Below are 19,307 nucleotides of genomic sequence, written 5' to 3'. Positions count from 1 at the left end.
GCCCTCCATCCGTGCCGTTACCGGCCGCTACGGCTTGGGCGTGGCGTGCGGGGTGCACGTCACGTCGGCCGCGCCGACCTTGCCGGTGAGCAGGTAGGTGTCCACCTTCTCGTTGATGCACGGGTTGACCAGCCCCGTCACGCCGTGCGAGCCCGCGTCCTTCTCGGTGATGAGACGGGAGCCCTTGAACCGCTTGTGCAGTTCGACGGCGCCTTCGTACGGGGTGGCGGCGTCACGCGTGGACTGCACGATCAGGACGGGCGGCAGGCCCTTGCCGGTCTTCACGGTCGGCGGGGTCTGCTGCTTGGCGGGCCAGGTCGCGCACGGCAGGTTCAGCCAGGCGTTGGCCCACGTCATGAACGGGTAGTTCTTGTGCAGCTCGCTGTTGTCGCGGTCCCACTTCTTCCAGCTGGTGGGCCACTTGGCGTCGGTGCACTCGACGGCCGTGTAGACGGCGTTGCCGTTCTCCGAGGAGATGTTGCCCGCGGTGTCGGTCAGGTCCGGCGCGGCGGCGTCGACGAGCGCCTGGGTGTCACCGGCGACGTACTTGCTGAAGACGGTCGCGACCGGCACCCACGACGAGTCGTAGTACGGCGCGCTCTGGAAGAAGCCGATGAGCTCGGCCGGGCCGACGACCCCGCCGATGGGGTTCTTCTTTGCGGTGGCGCGCAGCTTCAGCCACTGGTCCTGGACCTTGGCCCGCGTGTCGCCGAGGTGGAAGGCCGCGTCGTTCTTGGCGACCCAGTCCTGCCAGTCCTTCCAGCGCATCTCGAAGGCGACGTCCTGGTCGAGGTTGGCCTCGTACCAGATCTTCTCGCGCGAGGGGTTGACGACGCTGTCCGCGATCATGCGGCGCACGTGGTCCGGGTAGAGCGTGCCGTAGACGGCGGCGATGTACGTGCCGTACGAGACGCCCAGGAAGTTGAGCTTCTTCTCGCCGAGCGCGGCCCGGATGACGTCCAGGTCGCGGACGGTGTTCGGGGTCGTCATCTGCGGCAGCATCTCGCCGCTGCGCTCGGCGCAGCCGTCCGCGTACTCGGCGGCGAGCTTGCGCTGGGCGCGCTTGTCGGCCTCGGAGTCCGGTACCGGGTCCGCCTTGGGCGCCTTGACGAACTCCTGCGGGTCGATGCAGGAGATGGGCGCCGAGTGGCCGACACCGCGGGGGTCGAAGCCCACGAAGTCGTACGCCTTCGAGGTGTTCACCCACAGCGGGTTCTTGTTGGTGACCCGGGTCGGGAAGCGCAGTCCGGAGCCGCCGGGGCCGCCGGGGTTGTAGACGAGGGCGCCCTGGCGCTCCGCCTTGGTGCCCGTGTTGCCGATGCGGTCGACGGCGAGCTTGATCTTCTTGCCGTTGGGCTTCGCGTAGTCGAGCGGCACGGTGACCCAGCCGCACTGGATGGGCTTCGCGATCCCCCAGTCCGCGGGACAGTCCTGCCAGTCGATGCCGGCCTTGGCGGCCCGGGCGGCGGCGATCTCGGCGCCGCGCGTCTGGCTGACGTGGCTGCTGTGACCGTGGCGGGATTCCGCGGTGGCCGTCGGAGCCGCGACGGCACCGGCTATGAGTGTCGCGGTGACGAGCGCTCCGGCCGAGCCGAACGCCGTCACCTTTCTCATACCTCTCAAGAGAGTTCTCCCCCTACTGTCGTCGTGGTCAGTACGGGGGATCCTTTCGGCTGTGAGGCACCTGAGAACAGGGGCGAAGTGTCTTTTTTGCCAATCCGATAACCGGAACATTGTTGTCCGTTGAGCGGTGACGCCCGTTTCGCGGAGGCTTCAGCCCAGTAGGCGCAGGGCCTCGTCGAGGGTGCGGCGCAGCTGGAGCGCGTCGGCGGCGACGGCGGTCACCAGGGCCCCGGGCCCGGCGAGCGGGGTGAGCGCGGCGTACTCCCCCAGCAACCGCGGCTCGACCGGCCGTGTCACATACTCCGGCCGTACGACGAGGAGCTGGCCGAGTGCGCGATGCCCTCCGAGCACGGCGGGCCCGTCCCATCCGCCGGGCGCACCGGGCCCGCAGGAGAGCTCCTGGTCGAACAGCGGCCGTCCGTCGAGCAGCACGGTGAGCCGGCTGCTGAGCCGCCCTGGCTTCTCCCCGGCCCGCCCGAGCACCTGCTCCTCACGCAGGGTGAGCCGCGCCCCGGCCGCAAGCTCGACACAGGTGGCGAGGTGCAGTTCACTCCCCTCGGCGGAGATCAACTGCTCGGGAAGCCAGCACAGTTCACCCCCGTCCGCCACCTTCAGGCGTACGTCGTAACGCGCCTCCCCCTTGGCCTGCCCCGGCAGGGCGATGGTGGCGGCGGCCGAGCCGACGTGCAGGCGTGCCCCGTCGGCGACCTCGGCCGTCACGGTGAAGTGGTCACCGCCCAGCGGCCCGCTCATCGCGCCGACCAGCATGACGCGGGCCTCGGAACCGCCGGCCCGCGTGCGCCGCAGGGCGAGCGGACCCCCGCTCTCCAGGGTGGGCAGCGCGGTGCCGCCCCGCCCGTCCGGCCGGGCACCGATCCGCGCGGCGGCCCGCACCCCGGACACCGTCGGACCCCCCGGCGCCCCGGACGTCACGCCGCCCACGCGGCGAGCCGCGCCCGCACCCAGGCTGCGACGTCCTTGACCCCGTCCTCCGAGCGCAACGACTGCAGGACGACCGGCAGTTCACCTCGCTGAGCCTTCGCGTCGGCGGCCATCCGCCCGAGGTCCGATCCGACGTACGGGGCGAGATCGGTCTTGTTCACCACGAGCAGGTCGGCGGTGGTGACCCCGGGCCCGCCCTTGCGCGGGATGTCGTCCCCGCCCGCGACGTCGATCACGAAGATCTGCGCGTCGACGAGGCCCTTGGAGAAGGTCGCCGTCAGATTGTCGCCCCCCGACTCGACGAGGATCAGCTCCAGCGGCCCGACCTCGTCCTCCAGGTCCTCGACCGCTTCGAGGTTCGCGGAGATGTCGTCCCTGATCGCCGTGTGCGGGCAGGCCCCGGTCTCGACGGCGGTGATCCGCTCGGGCGGCAGCACGGCCTCCCGCAACAGGAACTCGGCGTCCTCGCGCGTATAGATGTCGTTGGTGACGACGGCCAACGACCACTCGTCGCGCAGGGCCCGGCACAACGCGGCCACGGTGGCGGTCTTCCCGGACCCCACGGGCCCCCCGAGCCCGATCCGCAGAGCCCGCCGCCGCCCGTCGGCCCGATGAGCATCGGCACTGACGGCCGGGGGCCCGTCGTGAGTGTGATCGTGATCGAGGTGCATGACTGGAACTCCTCATGGTGTCTTCGCGCCGATCAGCAGGCCGTACTTCAGCCCGTCCGGCGTTCATCTTTCAGCCCGTCCGGCGTTCATCTTTCAGCCCGTCCGGCATTCATCTTTCAGCCCGTCCGGCGTTTGAGGACGAGCGCGCAGCGCGACAGGGGGGGCGAGGGGGCGCAGCCCCCATGCAGTGACGGGAAGGGTAGGGGCGGCGGGGGCGTAAAACCCTAGGAAGCGAACAACCGCACAGCCCAAGCCGCATGCGCCTCCGCCCCGATCTCCAACAGCGGAGCACCCCCCGCAGGCAACACCCCCACCCCACCCTCCCCCGCGCACCGCCCGGCCTCGACAGCCCGCCGCGCGAGAACGTCAAGCTCGGGAACCACCCCCGCCAACACCCCCGTCGCATCGAACGGATCAAGGCTCAGCAACCGCACCACCGCACTCGCGGGCCCACTGACACACTCGTACAAGGAGCAGTACGCGGCATCCTCCGCCCCGAGCCCGGCGGCCCGCGCGACCACCCCGAGCACGACGGGCTGATGGGCGCCCTTGGGAAACCGCCCCGCCAGCGCGTCGAGTTCGGCGGACGGCCAGGTCGCCCGCCCGGCCCGCATCAGCTGCCGCCCGAGCTTGCGCGCGGCGACCCGCAAGGCGGGCGAGGGCGTACGAGCGTCCGCGGCCCCGTCCAGTTCCACCGGATCGACCCCGAGCGCGGCAGCCGCGGCGAGCGAGGCGGACACCAGACCGGCGGTGTGCAACCGCCCCCGGCAGAACTCCTCCAGGTCCGCCGCCCCGGTGATCCGGCCGGCCTTGACCGCCGCCTCGGCCCCACCGGAGTGGGCATGCCCTCCGGCGGGGAACCGGCCGTCGGCGAGGACGAGCAACGCAGCACGCGACATGACGAGCCTCGGATCGCTAGATCATCAAAAAGGTGGAACCGGACCTGGTGCAGCCTGACTTGACCTGGTGGATCCGGACGTCAGAACAGGAAATACCGCTGAGCCATCGGCAGTTCGGCGGCGGGCGTCGCCTCCACCAGCTCCCCATCGATCGTCACGGCGAAGCTGTCGGGATCGACCCGTACCTGCGGCCGGGCGTCGTTCTCGCGCATGTCCGCCTTGGTCACCCCGCGCGTCGACTCGATCGGCACGAACCGCTTGCCGAGCCCGAGCCGCTCCGGCAGGCCGTCCTCGATGGCGATCGGTGCCACGAAGTTGAACGAGTTGGACGCGGGGGCCCGGCCGATCGCGCCGAACATGGGCCGCGGCAGGATCGGCTGGGGCGTGGGGATGGACGCGTTGGCGTCGCCCATCTGCGCGTACGCGATCTGCCCGCCCTTGACCACCAGATGCGGCTTGACGCCGAAGAACGCGGGCTCCCACAGCACGAGGTCGGCGAGCTTGCCGGTCTCGACGGAACCGATCTCTCGGGCGAGACCCTGGGCGACGGCCGGGTTGATCGTGTACTTGGCGACATATCGACGTACCCGGTGGTTGTCCGCGCGCCCGTCCCCCGGCAGCGCGCCCCGGCGCCGCTTCATGACGTGCGCGGTCTGCCAGGTCCGCATGATGACCTCGCCGACGCGCCCCATCGCCTGGGCGTCGGAGGAGATGATCGAGATCGCGCCGAGGTCGTGCAGGATGTCCTCGGCGCCGATCGTGGTGGGCCGGATCCGGGACTCCGCGAAGGCCAGGTCCTCCGGCACGGCGGCGTTCAGGTGGTGGCAGACCATCAGCATGTCGAGGTGTTCCTCGGCGGTGTTGACGGTGTAGGGCCGGGTCGGGTTGGTCGAACTGGGCAGCACGTGCGCCTCGGAGACCACGGTCATGATGTCCGGCGCGTGCCCGCCTCCGGCACCCTCCGTGTGATACGCGTGGATCGTGCGCCCCGCGATGGCGGCGAGCGTGTCGGCCACGAACCCGGCCTCGTTGAGGGTGTCCGTGTGGATGGCGATCTGCGCGCCGGTACGGTCCGCGACGGTGAGCGCGGCGTCGATGACGGCGGGCGTGGAGCCCCAGTCCTCGTGGAGCTTGAGACCGAGGGCGCCACCGCGCAGCTGGGACAGCATCGCCTCCTCGGAGACGGTGTTGCCCTTGCCGAGCAGCCCGAAGTTGAGCGGGTACTGCTCCATCGCCTCCAGCATCCGGGCGAGGTGCCAGGGCCCGGGGGTGACGGTGGTGGCCTTGGACCCCTCGGCGGGTCCTGTGCCACCGCCGACGATGGTGGTGATCCCGGAGGCCAGCGCCTCGTCGGCGATCTGCGGGCAGATCAGGTGCACATGGGCGTCGATGGCACCGGCCGTCAGGATGCGGCCGTTGCCCGCGATGATCTCGGTCTCCGGACCGATGACCAGGTCCGGGTGCACCCCGTCCATGGTGTCGGGGTTGCCTGCCTTGCCGATGCCGGTGATCCGGCCGTCGCGGATGCCCACGTCGGCCTTGACGATCCCCCAGTGGTCGACGATCACCGCGCCCGTCACGACCGTGTCCGGGGTGCCTTCGGCGCGCGTCGCCCGTGCCTGCCCCATGGACTCACGGATGACCTTGCCGCCGCCGAACACGGCCTCGTCACCGGCGTGTCCGGGCCCGCCGGAACGGTCCTCCTCGATCTCGATCAGGAGGTCGGTGTCGGCGAGTCGGATCCGGTCGCCCGTGGTGGGGCCGAACAGGTCGGAATAGGCGGCACGCGAGATCTCAGGCATCGAGGGCTCCTCCGGTCTCGCCGCGCAGACCCGGCACGACACGGGCGCCGGCGATCGGCACGAGTTCGACCTCGACGGGGATCCCGGGCTCGAAGCGCACGGCGGTGCCCGCGGCGACGTTGAGCCGCAGGCCGTGCGCGGCGGCGCGGTCGAAGTCGAGACCCGGGTTGGCCTCGGCGAAGTGGTAGTGGGAGCCGACCTGGACGGGCCGGTCGGCGGCGTTGAGGACGGTGAGCCGGGTGACCGCGAGGCCTTCGTTGAAGGCGACCGGCCCGTCGGCGAACAGGATCTCTCCGGGAATCATGGCTGCCGCTCCCCCGTCAGACGATCGGGTCGTGGACGGTGACGAGCTTGGTGCCGTCGGGGAAGGTCGCCTCGACCTGTACGTCGTGGATCATCTCGGGGATGCCCTCCATGACGTCCTCGCGGGTGAGGATCTTGCGCCCGGAGGCCATGAGTTCGGCCACCGTGCGGCCGTCCCTGGCGCCTTCGAGGATGTGCGAGGTGATCAGTGCGACCGACTCGGGATGGTTGAGCTTCAGCCCCCGGGCCCGGCGCTTCTCGGCGACGTCGGCGGCCACATGAATGAGCAGCCTCTCCTGCTCGTGCGGCGTCAGTTGCACGGCTTCCCACCTCACAGTCCTCACGCCGGACCGTGCGGGGTCCGGCTGCCGCAGCCACCATGCCGGATCCGACCGCGATACGAACCTGCCGTGACCGCGACCCACAAAAACCCCTGGTGACGTGTGCTGCAGGCTAGTTCCGCAGAGTTTCAACCACGTTAACCGCCACACGCCCCTCCAAGCCCGCGAGGAACCGAGCGACCTTTGGGGCGCGGGGAACGGCGCGATCTTTTGGGGGCGCGGGGAACGGCGCAATCCTTTGGGGTCGCGGGGAACGGCGCAGTTTTCAGGAGCGCGAGGAACGGCGCAGTTCTCAGGGGCGCGGGGAACGGCGCAAACTTTTAGGGGCGCGGGGAACTGCGCGACCAGCCCCCACCGGACCCGCGCGGGACCACGACCTGCTCAGGGGCGCGGGGAACCGCGCAGTCTTCAAGGGGCGCGGGGAACGGCGCAAACCCCTACTGCCCCGAGACCCCCACACTCATCAACGCCCGCAACCCATCCTGCAACACCTCCACAGGCGCGGTCCCGAACAGCGCCTGCTGCGCGGCAAACCCCTGCGCCGCAGCAATGAGCGTCCGAGCAACATGCTCCGCAGGAACGTCCGCCCGCATCACCCCCGCCTCCTGATACCCCTCCACCACCTTCACCCACGCCTCACGCACCGCCCCGAACCCCTCCCGCAGCAGCGCCGACAGCTCACCGTCCCGCAGGGTCTCCGTCCAGACCTGCACCATCAGCCGGGGGAAGGACGTCTCCCCGTCCCAGGTCAGGCCGTACTTGCCCGTCTCACCCCCCATCCCGAGCACTTGGGTCATGACCCGGCCCACCAGCACGTCGGGCATCGGCGGCGGAGAGTGCCGGGCCGCGTCCTCGAAGGCCTCACGGATCCCCCCGAGGACCTCGGTGACGATCGCCGCGATCAGCTCGTCCTTCCCGCTGAAGTAGCGGTAGACGGCCCCGGCCGAGAGGTTCACCTCCTTCAGCACGTCCTGCATCGACGTGGCGTGGAACCCGTTGCGGGCGAAGCAGCGGGCCGCGCCGTCGAGGATCTGGCGGCGACGGGCGTCGAGGTGTTCCTGGGATACGCGAGCCATGCCCCAAAAACTAAAACGAACATTCCTTCTTGACAAGCCCGGGCGCCGACGAGACAGTGGGCGCACACCCAAAACGAACGATCCTTCTTTTTACCGCCTCCCATCCGAATCGAGGGAAGAAGCATGCCCGCCACGTCCGCTACGTCCGCGTCAGCGCCCGCGTCCACGTCCGCACCCACGCCTTCGGGGACGTCGGCCGCGTCGGCGCACGGCCCCTCCCCGCAGCCGTCGCACCGCCGCCACATCGTGGCCGTCGTCCTGCTGATCCCGGTCCTGGCGGCCCTCGCCCTGTGGGCCTTCGCCTGGCCCGCGGCCCGTACGGCCCCCCACGACCTGCCCCTCGGCGTGGCCGGCCCGGCGACCGCGACCGCCCAGGTGCAGAAGCAACTCGAAGCCCACGAGGGGGCCTTCGAGATCCACCACTACGCGGACGAGGCCGCCGCCCGGGACGCCATCGAGGACCGGACCGTATACGGCGCGGTCGTCGTCACCGAGCAGGGCCCCAAGCTGCTCACCGCCTCCGCGGCGAGCCCCCTCGTGGCGCAGTCGCTGCAGCAGGCCGTGGCCCAACGGGCGGACGGCGCCCCGATGGAGACCGTCGACGTCGTCCCCGGCTCGCCGGACGACCCGCGCGGCGCGGTACTGACGTCCAGCGTGCTGCCGATGACGCTCGCCGGTATCGCCGCGGGCGCGGTGGTGACCCTGCTGGGCCTGCGTGGCCTGCGCGCGGTCGCCGCGCTGGTCGGCGCGGCCGCGCTGGTCGGCATGGTGGCCGCGCTCATCGCGGGCAGCTGGCTCGGGGCGTTCACCGGGAGCTGGTGGCCCGAGGCCGGCGCGCTGGCGCTCTCCACGCTGGCCGTGAGCGGCGCCGTGGCGGGGCTCGCGGCGTTGCTCGGCACGCCGGGGATCGGGCTTGGCGCGTTCGTCGTGATGATGCTCGGCAATCCGTTCTCCGGTGCGAGCTCGGCACCCGAGATGCTGCCCGCGCCGGCCGGGGTGATCGGCCAGTGGCTGCCGCCGGGGGCCGGCGCCTCGCTCCTGCGCTCGGTCTCCTTCTTCGACGGGGCGGCGGCGGGTGCGCCTGCGCTGACTTTGGCGGGGTGGGCGGTGCTGGGGCTGGGGGCGGTGGTGCTCGGCAGCGCGGCCAAGCGCCGCGCCGTGTCGCCCGCGCCCTGACGGCCCACGCGCCTCACGGTCCGACCGTGCATCCCCGCAGTAGCGGACGGGGGTGCACGGTCTTCTCACATGCCCGAGCATGCGGACGAGCTGCGGCCCGAGGGGGACCGCCCGCCGGACGCCGCGACGCCGGGTGCGGCTCGGTGGGGGCTGGTTGCGCAGTTCCCCGCGCCCCTAGGTACGTGCACCTGACCCTACGACGCCGGGCGCGGGCCCGCGGGGGCTGGGCGCGCAGTTCACCGCGCCCCTAGGTTCGTGCACCTGACCCTACGACGCCGGGCGCGGGCCCGCGGGGGCTGGGCGCGCAGTTCACCGCGCCCCTGGGTACGTGCGTCTGACCCTACGACGCCGGGTGCGGGACCGCGGGGGCTGGGGGCGCAGTTCACCGCGGCGCTGGGTACGTGCGTCTGACCCTGCGACGCCGGGTGCGGGACCGCGGGGGCTGGGGGCGCAGTTCACCGCGGCGCTGGGTTCGTGTGCCTGGCGCTGTGGCTTCGGGTGGGGGCTGGGCGCGAGGGCATGTGAGCCCAGCCCCCGCCCACCTCAGGGGCGCGGGGAACTGCGCGGTCCACCCCCACCGGGCCGCACCCGGCGACCAACCCACGCCACCCCAGGGGCGCGGGGAACTGCGCAACCGGCCCTCCCCCGGCAGGGACCCGTGCCGCGCCTACGACACCCCCGGCCCCCGCCGCTCCGCCGTGATCCCGAACCGCTGCCGTTCCGCCGGCGCGGGCGCGGACGCGGAGCGGACGCCGGCGGAGACCGCGCTGATCACCTGCTCGCCCCCCACCGCGTCGAGCTTTTCGAGTCGCTCCAGGTCAGCCGCGGAGACCAGGGCGACGAGGGGCTTTCCGTGCCGCGTCACGACGACGCGCTCCGCGCCGTACACCACGCGGTTGATCAGGTCGGCGAGCTCAGCCCTGGCTTGCGTCACCGGAATCTCGTAGGCCATGCTCCCCATCATAACGTCATGTACGTCCTGTACATTTTTTACAGGACCTCTCCCGCAGGAGGCGTGTGTCGTGATCCGCTCAACACCCCGACCGTCACCCCAACCGTCACCCCGACCGTCCGCCCGTCACGTCTTGCCAGAGTTCACCGAGCGCACGAGTTCGGGGACGCGGACCATGGACCCGTACTCCAAGCTGCTCGAAGAGCGGATCGTGTTCCTCGGGACGCCGATCGACGACACGTCGGCGAACGACGTGATGGCGCAGTTCATGCACCTTGAGTACCAGGCACCCGACCGGGACATCTCGCTCTGCATCAACTCCCCGGGCGGCTCCTTCAGCGCGATGGCGGCTGTCTACGACACGATGCGGTTCGTCAGCTGCGACGTGGAGACCGTCGGCCTGGGGCAGGCCGCGTCGGCCGCCGCGGTGCTGCTCGCGGCGGGCACCCCCGGCAAGCGGTACGCGCTGCCGGGCGCCCGCGTCCTCATCCGTCAGCCGTACCTGTCGGAGCCGGTCCGGGGACAGGCGTCCGACCTGGCCGTCCAGGCGGACGAACTGCTGCGCACCCGCGCCCGGCTGGAGGAACTGCTCGCCCGGCACACGGGACAGAGCCGGGAGCGGATCGGCGCGGACATCGAGCGGGACAAGATCCTCGGCGCCCGCCAGGCCCTGGAGTACGGACTGGTCGACAGGATCGTCCCCGGCCGCGAGGCGGCTCTCCGCGCTCCCGGGCTGGGGTGATCCGCCGATGCTCCCACCCGAGTTGCCCCCGCTGCCGGCCCTGACGCGGGCCGAGGCCGAGCTGATCGACCGCTATCTGGAGGTGGTCGACCTGCTCGGCCGGATCAACCCGGCCCACTCCGGCGACACCTACCGCGGACTGCGCGCGGCCCAGGCGCTGGTCGGCAGGGCCACCGCGCTGCGCGACGCCCTGACCCTGATGCACCAGCGGGGCGAACACGAGCTGCACGCGGCAACCCTGGCACGGGCCCTGCGCGTCCTCGACGGTGAACGCAGGGCGGGCCGGGTCGCTCTGCCGCCCGGCTCCGACACGTGACGTACACCCGTCGGTCCGGCCTCACGCAGGCACTTGACGAGGTGTCCGCACCGGAGCTGAAACGGACCAGAAGGTGTACCCCCGGTTGGCGTAGTCGGAGCTGCTCCCACAAGCCCCCGGAAGTTGCGCAACGCGCGTACGTCCGGGGCGGAATCAACCATTCCGGTGCTGGTGCGGGGGTCCTTGAGGCTCTCGACACCCACCCGTAGAAAGGGCTGTCCACCCGAACGGGTGAGTGGTGAGTAAGCCCACAAATCGCCGATTTGACTCGGCTTTTGGGACATCAGTGCGTCAAGATCCCTGCGACGACAAGCCCCCGCCACAAGCGGCGGGGCGGTCCGGGCGGACGCCGAGTCCTGCCGCTGCCCGGATGACCGGTCGACAGAAGTGCATCGGCAGGAGTGGAGGACCCAGGCACGACGGGCCGCCGGAGAGATCCGAGTGGCCCTTGGGGTGAAGCCGCAGCTGCGGCCGGGCAACTTCGCCAGCCCGAATCCGACAGGTCATCCTTCACAGGCGGCTGACGAAGGGTTGCGCATGACTGCGCTCAATCGTGTCCCGTCGCTGTTCAGCAGGGCCGGTACCGCATCGGTCCTCACCATCGCCGCCGTAGGCGGCGGCATCGTGGCCCCTGGCTTCGCGTCCGACGCGGAAGCGGCCACCCCCGCGACGAAGGCACTCAAGGTGGCGGCCTCGAAGAAGGGTTCCCCGTACAAGTACGGGGCCACCGGGCCCAAGCGCTTCGACTGCTCCGGCCTCACGCTCTACTCGTTCAAGAAGGCGGGCAAGAAGCTGCCCCGCACGGCCGCGGCCCAGTACAACAAGACGAACCACGTCTCCTCCTCGAACCGCAAGCAGGGGGACCTGGTCTTCTTCCACTCGGGCCGGAATGTCTACCACGTGGGCATCTACGCCGGGAAGGGACGGATCTGGCACTCCCCGAAGACCGGGGACGTGGTGAAGCTCCAGAAGATCTGGACCAAGAGCGTCTGGTACGGCCGGGTCAGGTGATCCGCCCACGGGGTGGCCGTGGCGACCACCACGGCCACCCCGTGCGGGACCCGGCACGACGCCCGTACGGGATGCCGGCATGGCGCCCGTACGGGATGCCGGCATGGCGCCCGTACGGGATGCCGGCGTGACGCCCGTGAGCGACCCGGGCGTGACGCGTGAATTCGGCCGCTCAATGGTTACTCGTTCACTTATGGCCGATCCGCACCACCACGAGGAGCGCAACGAGACCCGTCTTGAGCGCGCCGACCGCAACTTCCTCGAACTCCTCCAGGAGCTTCGGGTCACCCAGACAGGCGTCCAGATCCTCTTCGCCTTCCTGTTGACCCTCGCCTTCACCCCGCGGTTTCCCTCCCTCGACACCGTGCAGCGCACCACGTACGTCGTCACCCTGCTGCTCTCGGTCCTGGCGGCCGCGCTCTTCACCGCCCCCGCCGCCCTGCACCGCAGGCTGTTCCAGCAGGGCGCGAAGCCTCTGGTGGTCAATGCCTCGTCCCGCCTCGCGCAGGCCGGTCTGGTCGCGCTCACGCTCGCTCTCACCGGTTCCGTGCTGCTCGTCGTGGACGTGGCGGTGGACCGGACCGAGGGGATCGCGGCCGGGGCGACCACTCTGCTGCTGTGCGTGGGGCTGTGGGAGGTCCTGCCGTATCTGCTGAAGCGGGCCGTGGACAGGAACCCGGACGACTAGGCGTTCCGTGTTCCGCGTTCCGCCTGGCGTCCGGGGCGTTGTGCGTTGTCTGCGAGCCCGTCGTGGCTGGGCGCGCAGTTCCCCGCGCCCCTTCGGGGCGGGGCGCTACTCCGCCCGCACCGGCTGTGCCGGGGCCGTCCAGGGGAGCATGATCGACACCGTCTTTCCGCCCTCTCTGGTGGGGCGGACCGAGAGCTTGCCGCCGGATTCCGCGGTCAGCCATCGGATGATCACCATGCCTCGGCCGTTGTCCTGTTGGACGGCCGCCGGCAGCCGTTTCGGGAAGCGCGGGTGGCTGTCGGTCACACCGATGCGCAGTTGTTCGTCACGGTCGAGTTCGATGTCCACCGTAAAGGTGGGTGACAGTCCGAAGGTGTGCTGTACCGCGTTCGTGGCCAGTTCGGAGACGATCAGCCGAACCGTGTCGGCGGTCTCCGAGTCGGCCGGCAGTCCCCATTCCGCCAGGACGTCGGTGACGTACGTACGGGCGGCGGAGACCGAGGCGGGATCGCTCGGCAGAGTGACGGATGCTTCCTGGTGGTCTGCCATGCGACGTCGTCCCTTTCCCACGGGACCGGGGTCCGACCGAAGCGGATGACTTCGAGACGGTCCCGGACTGGTGCTTGCGCCAGAGTGCCACTACCTCGGCGTTCGTGGTGCCGATCCACCAAGATATGCATATATCTGTCGCTCGAAGCGGTGAACTCTGCGACCGTCGACCGTATTTGGGCGGGCAGCTGGTTTGTCCTCTACCGTCGGCGTGACGCCGGGCGCTATAGCGCTTGCGCGACGGTCGGAAGGAGACGGCCATGCAGTACGGCCCCGCGGTGCGCCGACGTAAGCTCGGCGCCGAACTGCGTGCCCTGCGTGCCCGCGCGGGCCTCAAGAGCGGCGAGGCGGCCCGCCTCGTGGGCTGGCACCAGTCGAAGGTGAGCCGGATCGAGACCGGCCGCAGCGGGGTCAAGCCCGCGGACGTGCGGCGGCTCCTGGACGCGTACGACGTCCGGGACCCGGAGCTGTACGAGTTGCTGGTCGTGCTGGCGGGCTCGGACGACGACGGCCGGCACCACTGGTGGAACGCCTATCGGGGCCTCCTGCCGTCGACGTACAGCGATTTCATCAGTCTGGAGTCGCAGGCGGGGTCCATGCGCACGCTGGAGAACTCCGTGGTGCCGGGCCTCCTGCAGACACCGGAGTACGCCCGTGAGGTGACGCGGGCCGCGGTGGACGGGGCGCACGACGGCAAGGTGGACGCACTGGTGGAGGTGCGCCTCGCGCGCCAGGACGTACTGCGTTCGAACAAACCGCTCCAACTGAGTGCCGTTCTGGACGAGGCGGTGCTGCGTCGGACCGTCGGTGGACCGGAGGTCATGGCACGGCAGCTGGACCGGCTGCGGGAGGCCGCGCACCTCCCTCACGTGCGGATTCAGGTGCTGCCCTTCGGAGTTGGGGCTCACATCGGCGTCACAGGTCCCTTTGTTATTTTTTCGTTTACGAACAGATCTGATCTGGATGTGGTTGTTCTCGACCACTTGACGAGTAGCCTTTATCTCGAACAGAGAGAAGACCTCCGGTCGTACGAGGAGGCCTTCGACTCCCTTCAGGGCCAAGCCCTTTCGCCCGAGGACACGTTGGACTTCATCGCCGGTGTAGCTGACGGCGCATAAGGAGGCACCATGCCCGCCACGCCTCGGTACGTACCTTCCAGCACGCATCCCAGCGCTCATCTGCACGGTGTGCGGTGGCAGCGCAGCAGCCGCAGCACGGGAATGAACAACTGCGTCGAGACCGCCCGGCCGGACCGCGGCCCGTGGGCCGGACTGCTCGCCGTGCGCGACTCCAAGAACGCGTCGGGGCCCGCCCTCCTCTTCGCCCCCGCGGCCTGGGAAGGGTTTATCGGCGCGCTCCGATGATCACGCCGACGGCCCGGTCGAGCTGCTCGTCGGTGAGATCCGCGCGGGCCGTGAGGCGCAGCCGGGAGATGCCGTCCGGCACCGACGGAGGCCGGAAGCAGCCGACGGCCAGACCCGCCGCACGGCACTCGGCGGCCCAGCGCAGCGCCTGCTCCGGGGAGGGGGCGCGTACGGAGACGACCGCGGCGTCGGGCCGTACGGCTTCGAGACCCTCGGCCGTCAGGCGTTCGTACAGCCCGGTGGCCACCGCACGCGCGCGTGCGGCCCGTTCCGGTTCCTCCCTCAGCAGCCGCAGGGCCGCCAGGGCCGCGCCCGCCGCCGCGGGCGCCAGACCCGTGTCGAAGATGAAGGTGCGGGCCGCGTTCACCAGATGGTCGATGACGTGGGCCGGTCCGAGGACGGCACCGCCCTGGCTGCCGAGCGACTTCGACAGCGTGACGGTGGTGACGACGTCGGGCGCGCCCGCGAGTCCCGCCGCCCACGCGGCGCCCCGCCCGCCGTCGCCGATGACGCCGAGACCGTGCGCGTCGTCCAGCACCAGCGCCGCGCCGGGTCGGCCCGAGCTGTCGGAGCGGCCGGCTCCACCAGCTCGATCGGCCTGCCCGGCCTCCCCCGCGTCCCGGCAGGCCGCGGCCAGTGCCGTCAGCGGGGCCGCGTCGCCGTCCACCGAGAAGACCGTGTCGGAGACGGCGATCGCGGGCCCGGTCCGCGTGTCCAGCGCCTTGCGGACGGCGTCCGGGTCGGCGTGGGCGACGACCTGCGTGGTGCCGCGCGCGAGCCGGCAGCCGTCGATCAGCGAGGCGTGGTTGCCCGCGTCGGAGACGATGAGCGAGCCGTGCGGCGCCAGCGCGGTGACGGCTGCGAGGTTGGCCGCGTAGCCGGAGGAGAAGACGAGGGCGGACTCGAAGCCGCAGAACTCGGCCAGTTCGCGTTCGAGTTCCGCGTGCAGCTCCGTGGTGCCGCTGACGAGCCGGGAGCCGGTGGCGCCGCCGCCCCAGGTCCGGGCGGCCCGCGCGGCGCCCTCCGTGACCTCGGGGTGCCGGGCCAGGCCCAGATAGTCGTTCCCGGCGAGGTCGAGGAGCGCGGAGTCGGCGGGGCGCGGACGCAGGGTGCGGACGAGTCCGGCCCGCGAGCGCGCCCGCGCCTGCTCGTCGATCCACTCGAACGGCGATCGCGCCATGTGCCCTCCGGCCATGAGGTGGGGTGTGGGTGCGGGTGTCCCATGGGGCCCCGACACACGACATTCCGCCCGGCCGTCCTGACTGCCCTGTGCAGACAACGCACAGCCGCCTTTTGTAGGCAACGCACAGACCCTAGCCGGACCACCAGCCACCCATGGTGTGGCAATGCCCACACGTCGACCGCTCTGTGTTGTCTGGTTCCTCCTTGGCCCGGCGCGGTCGGATAGGCCAGGATCGGATCTCATGGACCTGCTGAACACGCTGCTGGACAAGGGGCTTCGGCGCGAGCTGCCGACCCGTGACGAGGCACTGGCCGTGCTGGCCACCTCCGACGACGAACTCCTCGATGTGGTGGCCGCGGCCGGCAAGGTACGCCGCCGGTGGTTCGGCCGACGGGTGAAGCTCAACTACCTCGTCAACCTCAAGTCGGGTCTGTGCCCCGAGGACTGCTCCTACTGCTCGCAGCGGCTCGGTTCGAAGGCCGAGATCCTCAAGTACACCTGGCTGAAGCCCGACCAGGCGTCCGAGGCCGCGGCGGCCGGGCTGGCCGGCGGCGCCAAGCGGGTGTGTCTGGTGGCGAGCGGACGCGGCCCCACCGACCGTGACGTCGACCGGGTCTCGGACACCATCAAGGCGATCAAGGATCAGAACGAAGGCGTCGAGGTCTGCGCGTGCCTCGGGCTCCTCTCGGACGGCCAGGCCGAGCGGCTGCGCGACGCGGGGGCCGACGCCTACAACCACAACCTCAACACGTCCGAGGGGACGTACGGGGACATCACCACCACCCACACGTACGCCGACCGGGTGGACACGGTCCAGAAGGCGCACGCGGCGGGTCTGTCCGCCTGTTCCGGTCTGATCGCGGGCATGGGCGAGAGCGACGAGGACCTGGTCGACGTCGTCTACGCGCTGCGTGCCCTCGACCCGGACTCGGTCCCGGTCAACTTCCTGATCCCCTTCGAGGGCACCCCGCTCGCCAAGGAGTGGAACCTCACCCCGCAGCGGTGTCTGCGCATCCTCGCGATGGTCCGGTTCGTCTGCCCGGACGTCGAGGTGCGGATCGCGGGCGGTCGCGAGGTGCATCTCCGTACGATGCAGCCCCTCGCCCTGCATCTCGCCAACTCGATCTTCCTCGGCGACTACCTCACCAGTGAGGGCCAGGCGGGCAAGGCGGACCTGGACATGATCGCGGACGCCGGTTTCGAGGTGGAGGGCACGGGCGAGGTGACGCTCCCGGAGCACCGGGCCACCGCGCACGCCGGCTGCGGCTCGCACGCGGACGCCGACGCCGACGCCGGGACGGGTTGCGGTGCGCACGGGGGCGGCGGTTGCGGCCCCTGCGGCCCGACCGCGCGGGAGGCGGCTCCCGAGGAGCTGGTCCAGGAGGCCGCACGGAATTCCGAGGCGCGTACGGACCTGGTCGCGGTACGCCGTCGGGGCGCCGGAACGGATCTCGCGCCCAATGCCTGATCTGCCCGCGCCCGGCCCCGCCGTGGCCGCCGGCCCCACCACGGCCGCCGATCAGGTCCGTGAGCTGCTCGAACTCGACCGGCGGCACGTGTGGCATCCGTACGGGCCGATGCCGGGCCGGCAGGAACCTCTCGTCGTGGAGTCGGCGAGCGGGGTACGGCTGCGCCTGGCCGGCGGCGGTGACGGAGGCGGTGAAGGCGCCGAGCTGATCGACGGCATGTCGTCCTGGTGGTCCGCGATCCACGGCTACAACCACCCGGTGCTCAACGAGGCCGCGCGCGACCAGCTCGGCCGGATGAGCCATGTGATGTTCGGCGGGCTCACGCACGAACCGGCCGTGCGACTGGCGAAGCGCCTTGTCGACATGTCACCGGAGGGACTTGAGCACGTCTTCCTGGCCGACTCCGGCTCGGTGTCCGTGGAGGTCGCCGTCAAGATGTGCCTGCAGCACTGGCGTTCGCTCGGCCGCCCCGGCAAGCAGCGCCTGCTGACCTGGCGCGGCGGCTACCACGGCGACACCTGGCAGCCGATGTCGGTGTGCGACCCCGAGGGCGGCATGCACGAGCTGTGGCAGGGCGTGCTCCAGCGCCAGGTCTTCGCCGACGCGCCACCGGTCGCGTACGAGGAGGCGTACGCCGATCATCTGCGCGAGCTGATCGAGCGGCACGCGGACGAGCTGGCGGCCGTGATCGTGGAGCCGGTGGTGCAGGGCGCGGGCGGGATGCGGTTCCACTCCCCCGCGTATCTGCGGGTGCTGCGCGAGGCGTGCGACGCCCACGACGTGCTGCTCGTGTTCGACGAGATCGCGACGGGTTTCGGGCGCACCGGGGCGTTGTTCGCCGCGGGGCACGCGGGCGTGACGCCGGACGTGATGTGCGTCGGCAAGGCGCTGACCGGCGGGTATCTGACGATGGCGGCGACGTTGTGCACCGCGCGGGTCGCGGAGGGCATCTCGCGGGGTGAGGTGCCGGTCCTCGCCCACGGCCCGACCTTCATGGGCAACCCCCTAGCCGCCGCCGTGGCCTGTGCCTCGATCGACCTCCTCCTCGGCCAGGACTGGCAGACGGAGGTCAAACGGATCGAGACGGGTCTGCGGGACGGTCTCGCGCCGGCCGCTGATCTGCCCGGTGTCCGGGACGTACGCGTCCTCGGTGCCATCGGGGTCGTGCAGCTGGACCACGAGATCGACATGGCGGCGGCGACGCGGGCGGCGGTGCGCGAGGGTGTGTGGCTGCGCCCGTTCCGCGACCTCGTCTACACGATGCCGCCGTACGTCACCGGTGACGCCGATCTGGCGCGGATCACGGCGGCCGTGTGCGCGGCGGCCCGGGAGGGTTGAGATGACGGTATTGGTGATCACCGGGACCGGCACGGAGGTCGGGAAGACCGTCACCACGGCCGCGGTGGCCGCGGCGGCCGTCGCCGCCGGGCGGTCGGTGGCCGTCCTCAAGCCCGCGCAGACGGGTGTGCTGCCGGGTGAGCCCGGGGACGCCGAGGAGGTGGCGCGGCTCGCGGGCGCGGTCACGGCCGTCGAACTGGCCCGCTATCCGGAGCCGTTGGCGCCCGCCACGGCTGCCCGGCGGGCCGGTCTCGCGCCGGTGCGGCCCGCGCAGGTGGCGGAGGCCGCCGCCGAGCTCGCCGCCGAGCACGACCTCGTGCTGGTGGAGGGGGCGGGCGGGCTGCTCGTACGGTTCGACGACGAGGGCGGGACGCTCGCGGACGCGGCGCGGCTGCTGGGGGCGCCGGTAGTCGTGGTCGCCTCCGCCGGGCTCGGGACGCTCAACACGACGGAGCTGACCGCGCGGGAACTGCGTTCGCGAGGGGTTGAGTTGCTCGGTGTCGTCATCGGCAGCTGGCCGGACGAGCCGGATCTGGCGTCGCGGTGCAACGTCCTCGATCTTCCCGTCGTGGCGGGGGTGCCGTTGCTGGGCGCGGTGCCGGAGGGGGTTGGGCGGGGGCCGGCTGCGGTGTTCCGCGGGGCGGTGGGGGGTTGGCTGGGGCCGGGGCTGGGCGGCACGTGGGATGCGAACGTGTTCGCGTCTTTGCACGCGGGCGCCGTCTGAAGGGGCTTGGCCCGATGGCCGGGTGCGGGCCGTGTTTGGCCGGCCGCGCAGTTCCCCGCGCCCCTGAAGAACCGCGTTCGTCTGCGGGACGGTGGGGGTTGCTCGCGCAGTTCCCCGCGCCCCTCGGGGAGGGGCTGC

At 71.3% G+C, this 19,307-nt stretch carries 21 protein-coding genes and 1 riboswitch; of the genes, 10 read left to right on the top strand and 11 right to left on the bottom strand.

Annotation, left to right across the window (positions count from 1 at the left end; translation table 11 throughout):
* Positions 1-27: 27 nt before the first annotated feature.
* From ACFWGJ_RS27430 to ACFWGJ_RS27395, 8 genes are all read right to left on the bottom strand, one after another.
* Positions 28-1,614, bottom strand: a complete 1,587-nt coding sequence (locus tag ACFWGJ_RS27430; RefSeq protein ID WP_387329607.1) for an alpha/beta hydrolase — start codon at positions 1,612-1,614, stop codon at positions 28-30.
* Positions 1,615-1,773: 159 nt separating this feature from the next.
* The gene (locus ACFWGJ_RS27425) at positions 1,774-2,526 is read right to left on the bottom strand and encodes an urease accessory protein UreD (RefSeq protein ID WP_387329604.1); all 753 of its coding nucleotides are present in this window, start codon (positions 2,524-2,526) and stop codon (positions 1,774-1,776) included.
* 26 nt (positions 2,527-2,552) lie between these two features.
* Positions 2,553-3,236 carry an urease accessory protein UreG gene (gene ureG / locus ACFWGJ_RS27420; protein WP_387329601.1) on the bottom strand — a complete coding sequence of 228 codons (684 nt, stop codon included), beginning with the start codon at positions 3,234-3,236 and terminating at the stop codon, positions 2,553-2,555.
* 224 nt (positions 3,237-3,460) lie between these two features.
* On the bottom strand, positions 3,461-4,135 hold the full coding sequence (locus ACFWGJ_RS27415) for an urease accessory protein UreF (protein WP_387329598.1): 675 nt from the start codon (positions 4,133-4,135) through the stop codon (positions 3,461-3,463).
* 80 nt (positions 4,136-4,215) lie between these two features.
* Positions 4,216-5,937 (bottom strand): urease subunit alpha, encoded by a 1,722-nt coding sequence (locus ACFWGJ_RS27410; RefSeq protein WP_387329595.1) that lies wholly within the window; start codon positions 5,935-5,937, stop codon positions 4,216-4,218.
* Positions 5,930-6,241 carry an urease subunit beta gene (locus ACFWGJ_RS27405; protein ID WP_387329592.1) on the bottom strand — a complete coding sequence of 104 codons (312 nt, stop codon included), beginning with the start codon at positions 6,239-6,241 and terminating at the stop codon, positions 5,930-5,932. Before ACFWGJ_RS27405 ends, ACFWGJ_RS27410 begins: the two co-directional genes overlap by 8 nt.
* A gap of 16 nt (positions 6,242-6,257) precedes the next feature.
* The gene (locus ACFWGJ_RS27400) at positions 6,258-6,560 is read right to left on the bottom strand and encodes an urease subunit gamma (protein ID WP_107018782.1); all 303 of its coding nucleotides are present in this window, start codon (positions 6,558-6,560) and stop codon (positions 6,258-6,260) included.
* Positions 6,561-7,018: 458 nt separating this feature from the next.
* Positions 7,019-7,657, bottom strand: a complete 639-nt coding sequence (locus ACFWGJ_RS27395; protein ID WP_387329588.1) for a TetR/AcrR family transcriptional regulator — start codon at positions 7,655-7,657, stop codon at positions 7,019-7,021.
* Positions 7,658-7,780: 123 nt separating this feature from the next.
* On the opposite strand from ACFWGJ_RS27395, the gene ACFWGJ_RS27390 reads away from it, so the two are divergent.
* Positions 7,781-8,833, top strand: a complete 1,053-nt coding sequence (locus ACFWGJ_RS27390) for an ABC transporter permease (protein WP_387329585.1) — start codon at positions 7,781-7,783, stop codon at positions 8,831-8,833.
* A gap of 667 nt (positions 8,834-9,500) precedes the next feature.
* Here ACFWGJ_RS27390 and ACFWGJ_RS27385 read toward each other — a convergent pair.
* Positions 9,501-9,785, bottom strand: a complete 285-nt coding sequence (locus tag ACFWGJ_RS27385; protein WP_387329582.1) for a type II toxin-antitoxin system Phd/YefM family antitoxin — start codon at positions 9,783-9,785, stop codon at positions 9,501-9,503.
* 73 nt (positions 9,786-9,858) lie between these two features.
* Between ACFWGJ_RS27385 and ACFWGJ_RS27380 the strand changes: the two genes are divergently transcribed.
* The 4 genes from ACFWGJ_RS27380 (at position 9,859) to ACFWGJ_RS27365 (ending at position 12,542) form a co-directional block, all read left to right on the top strand.
* The gene (locus tag ACFWGJ_RS27380) at positions 9,859-10,527 is read left to right on the top strand and encodes an ATP-dependent Clp protease proteolytic subunit (RefSeq protein ID WP_387329612.1); all 669 of its coding nucleotides are present in this window, start codon (positions 9,859-9,861) and stop codon (positions 10,525-10,527) included.
* Positions 10,528-10,534: 7 nt separating this feature from the next.
* A complete protein-coding gene (locus ACFWGJ_RS27375; RefSeq protein ID WP_387329579.1) occupies positions 10,535-10,843 on the top strand; it encodes a hypothetical protein in 309 nt (102 codons plus the stop codon).
* A gap of 347 nt (positions 10,844-11,190) precedes the next feature.
* A riboswitch (cyclic di-AMP (ydaO/yuaA leader) is annotated at positions 11,191-11,377 on the top strand.
* Positions 11,378-11,380: 3 nt separating this feature from the next.
* Positions 11,381-11,854, top strand: coding sequence for a C40 family peptidase (locus ACFWGJ_RS27370; RefSeq protein WP_107018777.1), 474 nt, complete (start codon positions 11,381-11,383; stop codon positions 11,852-11,854).
* A gap of 193 nt (positions 11,855-12,047) precedes the next feature.
* Entirely contained in the window at positions 12,048-12,542 is a 495-nt protein-coding gene (locus ACFWGJ_RS27365) for a DUF6328 family protein (protein WP_387329575.1), read from the top strand.
* 105 nt (positions 12,543-12,647) lie between these two features.
* Here the strand turns inward: ACFWGJ_RS27365 and ACFWGJ_RS27360 are convergent, their stop codons facing one another.
* Entirely contained in the window at positions 12,648-13,091 is a 444-nt protein-coding gene (locus tag ACFWGJ_RS27360; RefSeq protein ID WP_387329572.1) for an ATP-binding protein, read from the bottom strand.
* Between the two features lie 260 nt (positions 13,092-13,351).
* Between ACFWGJ_RS27360 and ACFWGJ_RS27355 the strand changes: the two genes are divergently transcribed.
* Together ACFWGJ_RS27355 and ACFWGJ_RS27350 are read left to right on the top strand one after the other, a co-directional pair.
* Positions 13,352-14,209 carry a helix-turn-helix domain-containing protein gene (locus tag ACFWGJ_RS27355; protein WP_387329569.1) on the top strand — a complete coding sequence of 286 codons (858 nt, stop codon included), beginning with the start codon at positions 13,352-13,354 and terminating at the stop codon, positions 14,207-14,209.
* Positions 14,210-14,218: 9 nt separating this feature from the next.
* On the top strand, positions 14,219-14,455 hold the full coding sequence (locus tag ACFWGJ_RS27350) for a DUF397 domain-containing protein (protein ID WP_387329566.1): 237 nt from the start codon (positions 14,219-14,221) through the stop codon (positions 14,453-14,455).
* Here ACFWGJ_RS27350 and ACFWGJ_RS27345 read toward each other — a convergent pair.
* Entirely contained in the window at positions 14,436-15,635 is a 1,200-nt protein-coding gene (locus ACFWGJ_RS27345; RefSeq protein ID WP_387329563.1) for an 8-amino-7-oxononanoate synthase, read from the bottom strand. The two genes, ACFWGJ_RS27350 and ACFWGJ_RS27345, sit on opposite strands and share 20 nt — an antisense overlap.
* A gap of 244 nt (positions 15,636-15,879) precedes the next feature.
* On the opposite strand from ACFWGJ_RS27345, the gene bioB reads away from it, so the two are divergent.
* From bioB to bioD, 3 genes are all read left to right on the top strand, one after another.
* Positions 15,880-17,106: a biotin synthase BioB gene (gene bioB, locus ACFWGJ_RS27340; protein ID WP_387329560.1), complete on the top strand. Its 1,227-nt coding sequence runs from the start codon at positions 15,880-15,882 to the stop codon at positions 17,104-17,106.
* 109 nt (positions 17,107-17,215) lie between these two features.
* On the top strand, positions 17,216-18,445 hold the full coding sequence (locus ACFWGJ_RS27335; protein WP_387329609.1) for an adenosylmethionine--8-amino-7-oxononanoate transaminase: 1,230 nt from the start codon (positions 17,216-17,218) through the stop codon (positions 18,443-18,445).
* Between the two features lies 1 nt (position 18,446).
* Entirely contained in the window at positions 18,447-19,169 is a 723-nt protein-coding gene (bioD, locus tag ACFWGJ_RS27330) for a dethiobiotin synthase (RefSeq protein ID WP_387329557.1), read from the top strand.
* Positions 19,170-19,307: the final 138 nt, after the last annotated feature.

The sequence above is a fragment of the Streptomyces sp. NPDC060205 genome (genome assembly GCF_042728395.1).
GTDB lineage: Bacteria > Actinomycetota > Actinomycetes > Streptomycetales > Streptomycetaceae > Streptomyces.
The sequence above is the reverse complement of the archived record's forward strand: the minus strand, read 5'-3'. Positions and strand labels throughout refer to the sequence as shown.